The following is an 11,854-nucleotide window of genomic DNA, read 5'->3' as shown; positions in this document are numbered from 1 at the left end:
CGAAAGCGATGCTGCGGCCGCCGATGCAAGCGGCCGCGAGATCATGATGATGAGATCGACACGAAGCTTGAGCGGCATCAGGTCGATGCCGCCGCTCACGCCTTACGAGGCGAGCATCAGGTCCATGTTCTGGACGGCGGCGCCCGACGCCCCCTTGCCGAGATTGTCGAGCAGCGCCACCAAATTGATCTGCGAAGCGCCCGGGGTGCCGAAGACGAAGAGCTTCATCGTGTCCTTGCCTTCGAGCTCGATGGCATTGACGCGGGGCAGGGCCTTACTTTCGGCCAACGGCACGACACCGACGATATCCTGGCCGGCATAATGGGCGACGAGGGCGGCATGGATGCTCTCCATCGTCGTGCCCTCGGCGAGATCGTCGAGATGCAGCGGCACCTGCACGATCATGCCTTGAGCAAACTTGCCGACGGACGGCGAGAAGATCGGCGCGCGGTCGAGCAGGCCGTGCACGGTCATCTCGGGCACATGTTTGTGGGTGAGCGGCAGGCCGTAGAGGAAATGCGGCGCGGTGATCGCATCCGGATGATCCGGGTTCTCCATCTGCGCGATCATCTGCTTGCCGCCGCCGGTATAGCCGGAGACCGCGTTGACCGTAATCGGATAGCCGTCCGGCAGAATGCCGGCGGCGCGCAGCGGCCGGATGAGGCCGATCGCTCCGGTGGGATAGCAGCCGGGATTGGCGACGAAACGGGTGGCAGCGATCTTGTCGGCCTGCTGTTTGTCCATTTCGGCAAAACCATAGGCCCAGCCGGGATTGACGCGGAAGGCGGTCGAGGTGTCGATGACGCGCACATTGTTGTTGGCCGAAACCATCTGCACCGCTTCCTTCGACGCATCGTCGGGCAGGCAGAGAATGGCGATGTCGGCGCCGTTCAGCATGTCCTCGCGCATGGCGGCGTTGCGCCGCTCGGCTTCGGGTATGGACAGAAGTTCGACATCGCGGCGGCCTGCCATGCGCGTGCGGATCTGCAGACCCGTCGTGCCGTGTTCGCCGTCGATGAAGATTTTCGGTGCCATGTTAAACCTGCGCTTTCAATGGGTTCTGAAGGTTTCCGGATTCAGTTTGAGGATGATAGGTCAGCCTTGTGACACGGCGATGGCGCGTCGCTCGGCATGAAGCCCCAGCATATACATCGCCACCGTTGCCCCCGCAATGGCGGTGATATCGGCATGATCGTAGGGCGGCGATACCTCGACGACGTCGGCGCCGCGGATATCGAGCTGGTGCAGACGCTGCAGCACCGAGAGGATCTTGGCGCTCGATGGTCCGCCTGAAACCGGCGTGCCGGTGCCCGGCGCAAAGGCTGGATCGAGGCAATCGATATCGAAGGTGAGATAGGCCGGCGCCCCGCGCGTATGGGAGATGATCGCCGAGGCGATATCGCTGGCGTTCATCTCCTCGACCTGATGACCGTAGAGAATATTGACGCCGCAATCCTCAGGCGCATGGGTGCGGATGCCGATCTGAATGGAGCGGTCGGGATCGATGATACCTTCGCGCGCTGCCCGCGCCACGAAAGAACCGTGGTCGATGCGGCGTTCCTCGTCGAACCAGGTATCCTGGTGCGCGTCGAACTGCACGAGCGCGAGGGGGCCATGTTTTGCCACATGGGCTTTCAGCAGTGGCCAGGTGACGTAATGATCGCCGCCGAGCGTCAACAGGAAGGCGCCGCTGTCGAGGATGACATTCGCCTGGCGTTCGATAGCTGCTGGCGTGTCCTGATGATTGCCATAGTCGAGCAGGCAATCGCCGTAGTCGATCACCGCCATTTCGGCGAAGAGTTCGCGGTTGAAGGGATATTGCGCATCATTGTCGAAGATCGCCGAAGCGCGCCGGATCGCCTGCGGCCCGAAGCGTGTGCCCGGCCTGTTCGATGTCGCAGCATCGAAGGGAATGCCCCAGACGGCGACGTCGACGCCGGCGAGCTCCTTGGTGAAGCGGCGGCGCATGAAAGACAGCGCGCCGGCAAAGGTCGGATCGCTGGCAGCGGAGGTGAGGCTGGTCGCCGTGAAGGCGTGGTCAATCGATCTGTTCGCCAAATCATGCTCCTTTTTCGGTCGCAAAATCATAGTCGCGTTCGATACGGACGCTGCATTGTAGGATCTCCGCACGACGCCAGAGCGTCGGGCGGCGGGTCTCTCGCGAAGGAATTGGCCGATCCCCCGCGCGCAGAAAGGGGTAGGCGAGGTGCGGACGGATTTCAAGCAATCGTTCGGACGACGGCCGCTCGTTATCGTCGAGCGACCGTCATTTGTCCGCTGCCTATCCGGCCAGCTCCCGCAGGCACCACAATCCAGCCAGCGTTGTCAGCGCGGTCGCTGAGACATAGCCCGCGAGCGGCCAGGCGCTGTCACTGCCGAGCAGAATCACGAAGAAGGTTCCGGCAAAGCCGACGATGATGCTCGCGACGCAGGAATAGAGCGCGACCGCCGTCCCGGCCGTATCGCCAAAGGCGTCGAGCGCGCCGTTGGCGGTGACCGCCGTCGCAACGACGATACCGATCGCGATGATCCACATCGGCACGACGAAGCTGACGAGGGAAGGCTGCAGAAACAGCTGTCCAAAGGTAAGCAGCACGGCGCCGAGAAGCAGCATTGCCATGCCTCTGGCAAGGCTGCCTGCAATGCCCCAGCGCATGACGAAACGCTTGGCGAAACGCGCCGTCACGATCATCACCAGCGCCACCGTGGCAAAGATGAAGCTGAAGGCGATGCCGGAAAAACCGGCTTTGTCGATCAGGATACGGGGTGCCGTCGAGAAGAAGACGAAGAAGGCGCCCATCGCCGTGCTGAAGCCGCCCGTATAAACCCAGAAGGGAAGGCTTGTAAGGATCGGGCGGAGAGCGATCTTCGCGGTAACGGCAGGGCGGGTTTCGTGCCATCGCATGCCGGCGTTGAAAAGGGCGGCAACCGCAAGGAGGCCGATGACGAGGAAGATGGCGCGCCAGCCGAAGCGATCCGCGATCAAGGCTCCGATGATCGGGCCGAGTGCGGGCACGAAGGAGAGGATGGATCCGAGAAGGCTATAGATCGTGCTGCTTTCGGGACGCCCGGCGTAGACGTCACGCACGGTTGCGAAAGTTGCAACGAGGGTCGCCGACGCGCCGACTGCCTGCAGCAATCTCAAGACCACGAAGATCGGCGCCGACGAGGAGCCGGCAAGCAGGAAGGATGAAGCGGCAAAGAGTGCAGCACCTCCAAGCAGGACAGGCCGTCGTCCGGCAGTATCGGAAATTGGGCCGAAGACGATCTGGCCGACACCGAGCACGAGCATGTAGAGGCTGAGGGTCAGTTGGATGACCGCCGGCGAAGTGCCGAGCGCCTCCGGCATGACCGGCACGATCGGCAGATAGATATCCATGGCGAGCGAGGCCAGGATGTCGAACGGTGCCATCAGCAGCAAGGCTGCCGGCAGGGGATAGGTCCATTGCTGGATTTTGGGATAAGACATGGGAAAGAACCCGCTCAAATGATTTCATTCGGCGGCGATCTGTCTCTTCATCAGTATCGGGATTGACCGGACAGACGCCGCAACAACAGGGCAGAGTTGTTGCGGCTTATTTGTCTGCGGACTTGGTTGTTCCCATGATTCGACCCTGACTGCGGCTTTGCTCATTTCCGAAGCGCTTTGCCAAGTTTCTACCAGCAGAGCGGGAATGCGACAATGGCATACCGGCACGCTTCCGATTGGTTTAAACAGCGCAAAAAAGGCCGGGTTGCCCCGGCCTTCGTAAATTCCATCTGTCCGAAGCGATTAACGCTTGGAGAACTGGAACGAGCGGCGGGCCTTTGCCTTGCCGTACTTCTTGCGTTCGACGACGCGGCTGTCGCGGGTCAGGAAGCCGCCCTTCTTCAGTACCGCGCGCAGGCCCGGTTCGAAGTAGGTAAGCGCCTTGGACACGCCATGGCGAACGGCACCGGCCTGGCCGGAGAGGCCGCCGCCGGCAACGGTTGCGACGATGTCAAACTGGCCGTCACGGGCAGCCGCAACGATCGGCTGGCGCAGGATCATCTGCAGCACCGGACGGGCGAAATATTCCGCGAATTCCTTGCCGTTGACGGTGATCTTGCCGGAGCCCGGCTTGACCCAGACGCGGGCGACGGCGTTCTTGCGCTTGCCGGTCGCGTAGGAGCGGCCGAGCGAGTCGACCTTGCGGACGTGGGCCGGAGCAGCAGCTTCGGAAACCGTGCCGAGATCCTTCAGGGAGGAGAGGTCAGCCATATCAGGCGCTCCTTACGTTCTTTTTGTTGAGCGCGGCAACGTCGAGGGCGACCGGCTGCTGGGCTTCATGGGGATGGTTGGAGCCGGCGTAAACGCGCAGGTTCTTCATCTGGCGACGGCCGAGCGGGCCACGCGGAACCATGCGTTCGACGGCCTTTTCGAGGACGCGCTCCGGGAAGCGGCCTTCGATGATCTGGCGTGCGCTGCGTTCCTTGATGCCGCCGGCATAACCGGTGTGCCAGTAGTAGACCTTGTCGGAATACTTCTTGCCGGTGAAAACGACCTTTTCGGCATTGATGACGATGACGTTGTCGCCGTCGTCAACGTGAGGCGTGAAGGTTGCCTTGTGCTTGCCGCGCAGGCGCATAGCGATGATGGAAGCGAGACGGCCAACGACCAGCCCTTCGGCGTCGATGATCACCCACTTCTTCTCCACCTCTGCAGGCTTCTGGGAGAAGGTTGCCATAGTGAATACTCTCTTTTGGGACCCTTGGCCCGAGGGCTTGAAGGGCGTTTCTTGTTGCTTGGATTGGCAGGCTTTAGGCATGCCAAAAAGAAAGCAGCCCGGACAGGCTGCGTTCTGGCGCGGTGTATAAAGGCAATATGACATTGGGTCAATATCGACGTCCCGAAGGTTTGGAAAAATTTTGAAGTAAAAACAAATACTTAGATATGTGGTATTTTGATACCTCATATTTCTGCAGCCGCGAACTGCTGCGTCTGACGTTTTTCACGTCGTCTCTGCCGGTTTGAAATCGCGTCCCCGGTCGAAAGCGGCACTCACCCTTTGAACGCGCGCAGGCATTTCATCATTTCGCGAAGGCCGCGTGTCAGATGTTTGTCCCGGCGCAGAACCATGCCGAGGCGGCGCGTGAGCCGCGGGTTCAGCGATGCAGTCGTCACGAGGCCGGCGCGGTCGCGCTTCAGCGCCAGACCCGGCAGGATCGACCAGCCGAGCCCCACGGCCACCAGCTCCTTGATGGCCTCGATGCTGCCGAACTCCATCGCAGGCCGGATCCTGGTATCCGGTGCAGCCAGCCACGCGTCGATTGCGCGCCTGGTATTGCCACCCTCATAAAGCAGCAGCGTCCTGTCGCGCATGAAGGCGGCGTCCGGTCCGCCTTCGGGCATGAGGCTGCCCGCAGGCGCGACGGCCAGCAATTCCTCCTCGTAGAACGGCTCGATCTCGAAGTTCCGTCCCGATGCCGGCAGGGCGACGACGGCGATATCGAGGCTGTTGGCCTCCAGATCGCGCAGAATGTCATCGGCATCGCCGATGCGCACGGTGATTTCGAGGCCGGGCATGGATTTTCTGGCGACGGCGATGGCGGGAGGAAGCAGATGGATCGACGCCGTGCCGCCGCTGCCGATGCGCACACGGCCGCTGGCGCCATCTCTATACGGCATCATCGCTTCTTCCGCGGCGGCCGATTCCTGAAGCAGTCGCCTTGCATGCACGAGCAGGTCGAGGCCAGCCGCGGTCGGCTGCGCCCGCCGCCCGACACGCTCGATCAGCCGGACGCCGAGCCGCTGCTCGAGCCCCTTCACCTGCAGGCTGACGGCCGGCTGCGTCAGGCCTTCCTTGTCGGCCGCAGCCGTAAAGCTTCCGAGCTCGGCGACGTTGACAAAGGCGGCAAGCTGATCGAGGTGGAGAGGCATACAAAAGAGATCCTTATGCATATCATAATATCCATAAGCTTCTTTCGCGGCATCTTCCAGCGCATCTTTCATCCGTTGAAGAAAGGAAGAAGAGATGGCCCTGGAATTAAGCGGGATCCTTGACACACCTCGCGATATCGTTCGGTCGAGACTTCGCGGCATGGCGCGCTGGAGCCTGCGGCTGCTGATGACGATCGAACATCACCTCGAAAAGCGCCGCAGCCGCCGCACGCTTTTGGAACTCACCGACGACGAGCTGTGCGATGTCGGTCTGACCCGTGCGCAGGCGAGCGCAGAAACATCGAAGTCGTGGTTCTGGTCCTGACGGCAACGGTCTCTGCGGGGAGTGTGGATCCTGCTCGAAATTTCCGGCGCCTTGTGGCAAAACGTCTGCCTGGAATCGAGCGCAGGGAGCAGCATCATGGCCGAAATCGTATCCTTCCGGAAGGACGCCGCCGGAGCGGAAGAGGGCGGCATGCTGACCCGCTCGCTGCGCGACGGCGTGCTGCGGCTCGTGCTCAACAACCCACCGGCCAATGTGCTTTCGATCGCGCTTCTCGAAGCGCTGATGCAAGAACTCGAGACGGCCGGGGCGGAGCCGGATGTGCGCGTCGTCGTCATCGCCTCGACCGGCAATGTCTTTTCCGCCGGGCATGATCTCAAGGAACTCACCGCCCATCGCGCCGATGAAGATCAGGGGGGCGGTTTCTTCGAAAGGTCCTTCCGGCTCTGCGCCGATCTGATGCTGAAGATCGCGCATCTGCCGAAGCCTGTCATCGCCGAGATCGACGGGCTTGCAACGGCTGCGGGCTGCCAGCTCGTTGCCTCCTGCGATCTGGCGATCTGCACGGACAATTCGACATTCTGTACGCCGGGCGTCAACATCGGCCTGTTCTGTTCGACGCCGATGGTGGCCGTTTCCCGTGCCGCGCACCGCAAGCAGGCGATGGAGATGCTGCTGACCGGCGAGACGATCGACGCCTCGACCGCCAAGGACTTCGGCCTCGTCAACCGTATCGTGCCAAAGCAGTATCTGGCGCAGGTGGTTTCCAAATATGCGGCTGTGATCGCCAGCAAGTCGCCACTGACACTGAAGATCGGCAAGGAAGCCTTCAACCGGCAGCTCGAACTGCCGGTGGAGGCGGCATATGATTATGCCGCCAGGGTGATGGTCGAGAACATGCTGACTGAGGATGCGCAGGAAGGGATCGGCGCCTTCCTCGGCAAGCGCAAGGCCGAATGGACAGGTGAGTGATCACGCCAGTTTCAGAAGCAGCCCGCCGATCGCGATGACGACGCCGGCGACGTAGCGCCAGATGCTGGCTTTTTCCTTGAAGACGGTGATCGAGATCACCAGTGCAAACAGGATTGCGGTTTCGCGCAAGGCTGCGACGGTCGCGACCGGGGCTTTCGTCATCGCCCAAAGTGCCAGCCCGTAGGAAGCGATCGAGCCGGCGCCGCCGATAAGGCCGCGCCACCAGTTGCGGCGAACGTGACGCACGACCGCGAAAGCGCCGCGCTGGGATGCTGCCCAGGAAAACAGCAGCAGCGGCGGCAGCAGCGACATCCACAAAGTGTAGGAAACCGCATTGCCGGAGATGCGCGCGCCGATTCCGTCGACATAGGTGTAGCTGGCGATGACGCAGGCATTGGCAAGCGAGAGGATGACGGCGCGGCTGCTGCCGCGCCGCGCCTCGAGGGCAAGTGTCAGCACGCCGGCCGAGATCGTCATCGTGCCCGCAAGGGCGCCGCCGGAAAGATTTTCCTTCAGGATGAAACCGCTTGTCGCAGCGATCAGCAGCGGCGCGCAGCCACGCATCAGCGGATAGACAAGGCCGATATCGCCGGCCCGGTAGGCGGCGGCGACCAGCTGGAAATAGGCGAACTGCAGGATGGCAGAGGCGCCGATGAACGGCCAGGCCGAGGCGTGCGGCAACGGCAGGAATGGCAGGAACGGCAATGCCGAAACCGCGCCGCCGGCCGAGATCAGCGCCGCATCGAGGGACTTATCGCTCCCCGCCTTGATGATGGCGTTCCATGTCGCGTGCAGCAGTGCGCCGAAGAGAACGAGCAGGATGACGTCGAGAGGCAAGGGAGTAATCCGGAAAGGATGAGAGGAAGCGGAACACGCCTCGCCTTCGGCGTTTCAAATTCGTGAAAAGACAACTGGGATTTGCACGAAATTGCATGGCGGCGGTCGCTTACGTGTCCATATGACGAATAGCATCCTTTCAGGAGGTGAACAATGGCGACCCATTGGAGCAATTTTTACGTGCGCGCGACATGCGTTCAATCCACGCGATCCTTTCAACTATGAGATGTTTCTAATGGATGGGGGAACAAAGAGTGGCTTTATCGAGAACAAAAAGAGAAAATACCTGCAGGAATTCGACAACTGATTATTCTATGGTGCTGAAATATAGATATTATTCTATAACTTTGACATAAGGGAAAATTAAAGCTTGTGATTGTGTAATCATCGCGAAATCGCAGCGCGGGATTGATCTCAAACCTTTCGCAACCGCGAAAGGCGTACTGTTCCTGCGCCCGACATGACGGCGAAAAACATCATAGCTGATGATGCGGAACGAAGAGCATCCCGTCAAGGTTGTCGATGTTCTGGCAGTTCAGCACTTGGCAGCGGGGAGTGTCTTTTGAAGGGATATATGTCCATTCCGCATAATCGGTCGCGTCGCAATAATTGCTGTTGCGGACATAGCGATCGTAGAGCGGCAAGCCACGGGGAGACTGGTAGCGGAAGATGACCGCGCCCTGATTGTGGATGGCGGCACGCACGCTGGCACAGCTCATGGTTAGCGGATTGTAGCGCGAGATCGCCAGCGCCGGCGATGTGGCCAGCACGAGCATGAGGGCAAGAGCAACTTTTTTCATCGAATCATCCTCAGGGAGTATCCAATTCATATATACGGAAAAGATGCCCAGTCGGTTTCACGGACACGCAAAAAAATATGCCGGCCGCGCCGAAGGGCTTTCGGGAGTGGAGAAATGGACATGAATCACGACGCCTACACGGATGATTACCTCGCCGGAATCCTGCATTCTGTAAAGACCATCGCGCTGACCGGCGCTTCGCCCAATCCGGCCCGGCCGAGCAACGGCGTCATGGGCTATCTGCTGTCGCGCGGCTACGAGGTCATTCCTGTCAATCCGGGGCAGGCGGGCAAACAGATCCAGGGCCGTACCGTGTATGCCCGGCTCGCCGACATTCCCGTGCCGATCGACATGGTCGACGTCTTTCGCGCCTCCGAATATCTGGACGGGGTCGTCGAGGAGGCGCTGGCGCTGAGGCCGCTGCCGAAGATCATCTGGTCTCAGCTTGGTGTCCGCGACGATGCGGCTGCGGCAAAGGCGGAGGCCGCCGGCATCCAGGTGGTGATGAATCGCTGCCCGGCGATCGAGTATCCCCGTCTTATTGCCTGAGTTGCGGTCCTCGGAGACGGATTTTCCACCGAACGCCCACGGGTTGAAACGGATCGCGATTAACTTTCGCAAGCGACCGGCTATGATCCTGCCCGTCAGCAACAACTGGAGGACGACATGGCCAAGAACGATCCGGGATTCAACACGTTGGCGATCCATGCCGGTGCGCAGCCCGACCCGACGACTGGCGCGCGGGTAACGCCGATCTACCAGACGACCGCTTTCGTCTTCAATGATTCCGATCATGCCGCCGCCCTTTTCGGCCTGCAGGCCTTCGGCAACATCTACACCCGCATCATGAACCCGACGCAGGCCGTGCTCGAGGAGCGTGTCGCAGCGCTCGAGGGCGGCACCGCAGCCCTTGCCGTCGCCTCCGGCCATGCGGCGCAGGTGATCGTCTTCCACAATATTATGCGCCCCGGCGAGAATTTCATCGCTGCCCGCCAGCTCTACGGCGGCTCGATCAACCAGTTCGGCCATGCCTTCGAGAATTTTGGCTGGCAGGTGCGCTGGGCCGATGCCGCCGATCCGGCAAGCTTCGAAAGCCAGATCGACGACAAGACGCGCGGCATCTTCATCGAGAGCCTCGCCAATCCCGGCGGCACTTTCGTCGATATCGCCGCCATCGCCGACGTCGCGCATCGCAACGGCCTGCCGCTGATCGTCGACAATACGATGGCAACGCCTTATTTCATCCGTCCGATCGAGCACGGCGCCGACATCGTCGTGCATTCACTGACGAAGTTTCTCGGCGGCCACGGCAATTCCATGGGCGGCCTCATCGTCGACGGCGGCACCTTCGACTGGTCGAAATCCGGCAATTATCCGATGCTGTCGAGCCCGCGGCCGGAATATAACGGCATGGTGCTGCATGCGACTTTCGGCAATTTCGCCTTTGCGATCGCTGCCCGTGTGCTCGGCCTGCGCGACCTCGGGCCGGCGATCTCGCCCTTCAACGCTTTCCTGATCCTGACCGGCATCGAGACGCTGCCGCTCAGGATGCAGCGCCACAGCGACAATGCGATCGCCGTCGCGAAGTGGCTGAAGGCGCACAGCAAGATTGCCTGGGTGAACTATGCCGGCCTCGACGACGACCCGAACCACGCCCTGCAGCAGCGCTACTCGCCGAAGGGCGCCGGCTCCGTCTTCACCTTCGGCGTCAAGGGCGGCTATGAGGCGGGCAAGACGCTGGTCGGGGGGCTGGAGCTCTTCTCCCATCTTGCCAATATCGGCGACACCCGTTCGCTCGTCATCCATCCGGCCTCGACGACGCACCGGCAGTTGACAGACGAGCAGAGGATCGCTGCCGGCGCAGGCCCTGACGTGGTGCGCCTCTCCGTCGGCATCGAGGACGTCAAGGACATCATCGCCGATCTCGAACAGGCACTCTCGAAGATCTGATGTGGTTCGCAACAAACGTTTTTAATTTCGCAGATGATGTTTGTCGGCATACAGCCATAAAATCAGCGCCGAGGCGACGATCGCGCAGCCATACGGTCGTAACGATCAAGCGTGAGCGCGCTCGGACTTTGGGGAAGGGTTCAAGACCACGATCGCGCTGTTGAACCAAATCTAGCGATCAGCACGGCAAGCGCTGCCACCATGATAAGATAGGCGACGAAGGCCTGCCACGCTCCCATTGGGAGACCGACAAGCAGGAGAGTGTCATTTCCACCTGGGATAAGGAGCGCCCCAAAGCCCATCAGCAAGCCTCCAATTGTTCTTCGCGACACGCTCTTCCATGTCGGCGGCCAGCTCAGTGAAAACTGATGCCGGCGAATTCTCGCCGAGACGAGACTGCCGCTAAACATGCAGACAAAGATGAGTGAACTCGTCACCGGGATCGAAAGCATCGATCCGACCGAGGTCGTGACTGAGAAGCGAGGGGCGAACGCCGATAAGGTGGCCGAAGTTATGCCAATAGTACCCATTGCCAATGTCAGCCGACGGAAGTTGGTCTCCGATTTGATCGAGACGCCGAGTCTCAGGAGTAGGAACACGAACAAAACCACCAACAAGGCTTCTAGCGCAAGCGGCGGTGAAGCGCTGATTGGCATCGGCTCCGCGCGCAGATTGAACACAGAATCGAGGGACAGGATCACAAGAATCCCGAGGAAGGTGAAACCGAAATCCATCTCTCCGTTACCAAAGTGCCCTACCGATCCAAAAATGCAGGCACCGTTTACATATACGCCGACACCAAAAAGGATGGCTGCGCCGACCATGTGAACCAAAGGCGACCATCCACCATTCATGGTCGGCAACTTGTCGAGGATGATATAGGCGATCGCGGCCCACACTGCGCATTCGGCCAGAGCGAGAAATCGCGCGGGTCTGCGTTCGGAAATCAATTCCGTCGTAGCGATGAAGGTGCAGATCGACCCGTGGTTCATCGCGAAGCCGAGGACGAAGCCCAGCCCTCCAATCAAACCGAAACTGGCCCACGTCTCGAAGTCTGCCACCCCAATGCCGTGGGACAACCCGTTCACGGCACCAATCCTCCGTACGTTCAGT

Annotated in this window: 13 protein-coding genes; 4 read left to right on the top strand and 9 right to left on the bottom strand. The window is 60.8% G+C overall.

Features of this window, described 5'->3' with window-relative positions; translation table 11 throughout:
- Window positions 1-102 precede the first annotated feature (102 nt).
- From argC to HX899_RS33925, 6 genes are all read right to left on the bottom strand, one after another.
- Entirely contained in the window at window positions 103-1,035 is a 933-nt protein-coding gene (argC, locus tag HX899_RS33950) for an N-acetyl-gamma-glutamyl-phosphate reductase (protein WP_181294487.1), read from the bottom strand.
- Window positions 1,036-1,095: 60 nt separating this feature from the next.
- Complete coding sequence (gene speB / locus HX899_RS33945) at window positions 1,096-2,058, bottom strand: agmatinase (protein ID WP_181294486.1); 963 nt, start codon at window positions 2,056-2,058, stop codon at window positions 1,096-1,098.
- A gap of 223 nt (window positions 2,059-2,281) precedes the next feature.
- Window positions 2,282-3,469, bottom strand: a complete 1,188-nt coding sequence (gene cml / locus HX899_RS33940) for a CmlA/FloR family chloramphenicol efflux MFS transporter (RefSeq protein WP_180196680.1) — start codon at window positions 3,467-3,469, stop codon at window positions 2,282-2,284.
- A 303-nt stretch (window positions 3,470-3,772) separates the two neighbouring features.
- Complete coding sequence (gene rpsI, locus HX899_RS33935; RefSeq protein ID WP_003558419.1) at window positions 3,773-4,240, bottom strand: 30S ribosomal protein S9; 468 nt, start codon at window positions 4,238-4,240, stop codon at window positions 3,773-3,775.
- 1 nt (window position 4,241) lies between these two features.
- Window positions 4,242-4,706 (bottom strand): 50S ribosomal protein L13, encoded by a 465-nt coding sequence (rplM, locus tag HX899_RS33930; RefSeq protein ID WP_003558420.1) that lies wholly within the window; start codon window positions 4,704-4,706, stop codon window positions 4,242-4,244.
- Window positions 4,707-5,020: 314 nt separating this feature from the next.
- Window positions 5,021-5,920, bottom strand: a complete 900-nt coding sequence (locus tag HX899_RS33925; RefSeq protein WP_181294485.1) for a LysR family transcriptional regulator — start codon at window positions 5,918-5,920, stop codon at window positions 5,021-5,023.
- 73 nt (window positions 5,921-5,993) lie between these two features.
- Here HX899_RS33925 and HX899_RS33920 point away from each other — a divergent pair, with 73 nt between their 5' ends.
- Window positions 5,994-6,224 (top strand): DUF1127 domain-containing protein, encoded by a 231-nt coding sequence (locus HX899_RS33920; protein WP_138328276.1) that lies wholly within the window; start codon window positions 5,994-5,996, stop codon window positions 6,222-6,224.
- A 96-nt stretch (window positions 6,225-6,320) separates the two neighbouring features.
- Window positions 6,321-7,154 carry an enoyl-CoA hydratase gene (locus HX899_RS33915; RefSeq protein WP_138387565.1) on the top strand — a complete coding sequence of 278 codons (834 nt, stop codon included), beginning with the start codon at window positions 6,321-6,323 and terminating at the stop codon, window positions 7,152-7,154.
- Here the strand turns inward: HX899_RS33915 and HX899_RS33910 are convergent, their stop codons facing one another.
- Both HX899_RS33910 and HX899_RS33905 read right to left on the bottom strand, forming a co-directional pair.
- Window positions 7,155-7,991, bottom strand: coding sequence for an EamA family transporter (locus HX899_RS33910; protein ID WP_138387564.1), 837 nt, complete (start codon window positions 7,989-7,991; stop codon window positions 7,155-7,157).
- Window positions 7,992-8,467: 476 nt separating this feature from the next.
- Window positions 8,468-8,791, bottom strand: a complete 324-nt coding sequence (locus tag HX899_RS33905; RefSeq protein ID WP_138387563.1) for a hypothetical protein — start codon at window positions 8,789-8,791, stop codon at window positions 8,468-8,470.
- Between the two features lie 120 nt (window positions 8,792-8,911).
- Between HX899_RS33905 and HX899_RS33900 the strand changes: the two genes are divergently transcribed.
- Together HX899_RS33900 and HX899_RS33895 are read left to right on the top strand one after the other, a co-directional pair.
- Window positions 8,912-9,340 carry a CoA-binding protein gene (locus HX899_RS33900; protein ID WP_033180348.1) on the top strand — a complete coding sequence of 143 codons (429 nt, stop codon included), beginning with the start codon at window positions 8,912-8,914 and terminating at the stop codon, window positions 9,338-9,340.
- 117 nt (window positions 9,341-9,457) lie between these two features.
- On the top strand, window positions 9,458-10,741 hold the full coding sequence (locus HX899_RS33895) for an O-acetylhomoserine aminocarboxypropyltransferase (protein WP_181294484.1): 1,284 nt from the start codon (window positions 9,458-9,460) through the stop codon (window positions 10,739-10,741).
- A 140-nt stretch (window positions 10,742-10,881) separates the two neighbouring features.
- Here HX899_RS33895 and HX899_RS33890 read toward each other — a convergent pair.
- Window positions 10,882-11,854: YeeE/YedE thiosulfate transporter family protein (locus HX899_RS33890; protein ID WP_348647963.1), on the bottom strand; the 973-nt coding region annotated here is incomplete at its 5' end.

The organism is Rhizobium sp. WYCCWR 11146 (assembly GCF_013591995.1).
Lineage (GTDB): Bacteria > Pseudomonadota > Alphaproteobacteria > Rhizobiales > Rhizobiaceae > Rhizobium > Rhizobium indicum.
This window is presented reverse-complemented; position numbering and strand designations above follow the sequence as displayed.

Coding starts and splice junctions, on each gene's coding strand:
- argC (WP_181294487.1), bottom strand. CDS start 1,035: ATGGCACCGAAAATCTTCATCGACGGCGAACACGGCACGACGGGTCTG.
- cml (WP_180196680.1), bottom strand. CDS start 3,469: ATGTCTTATCCCAAAATCCAGCAATGGACCTATCCCCTGCCGGCAGCC.
- rpsI (WP_003558419.1), bottom strand. CDS start 4,240: ATGGCTGACCTCTCCTCCCTGAAGGATCTCGGCACGGTTTCCGAAGCT.
- rplM (WP_003558420.1), bottom strand. CDS start 4,706: ATGGCAACCTTCTCCCAGAAGCCTGCAGAGGTGGAGAAGAAGTGGGTG.
- HX899_RS33925 (WP_181294485.1), bottom strand. CDS start 5,920: ATGCATAAGGATCTCTTTTGTATGCCTCTCCACCTCGATCAGCTTGCC.
- HX899_RS33920 (WP_138328276.1), top strand. CDS start 5,994: ATGGCCCTGGAATTAAGCGGGATCCTTGACACACCTCGCGATATCGTT.
- HX899_RS33915 (WP_138387565.1), top strand. CDS start 6,321: ATGGCCGAAATCGTATCCTTCCGGAAGGACGCCGCCGGAGCGGAAGAG.
- HX899_RS33905 (WP_138387563.1), bottom strand. CDS start 8,791: ATGAAAAAAGTTGCTCTTGCCCTCATGCTCGTGCTGGCCACATCGCCG.
- HX899_RS33900 (WP_033180348.1), top strand. CDS start 8,912: ATGAATCACGACGCCTACACGGATGATTACCTCGCCGGAATCCTGCAT.
- HX899_RS33895 (WP_181294484.1), top strand. CDS start 9,458: ATGGCCAAGAACGATCCGGGATTCAACACGTTGGCGATCCATGCCGGT.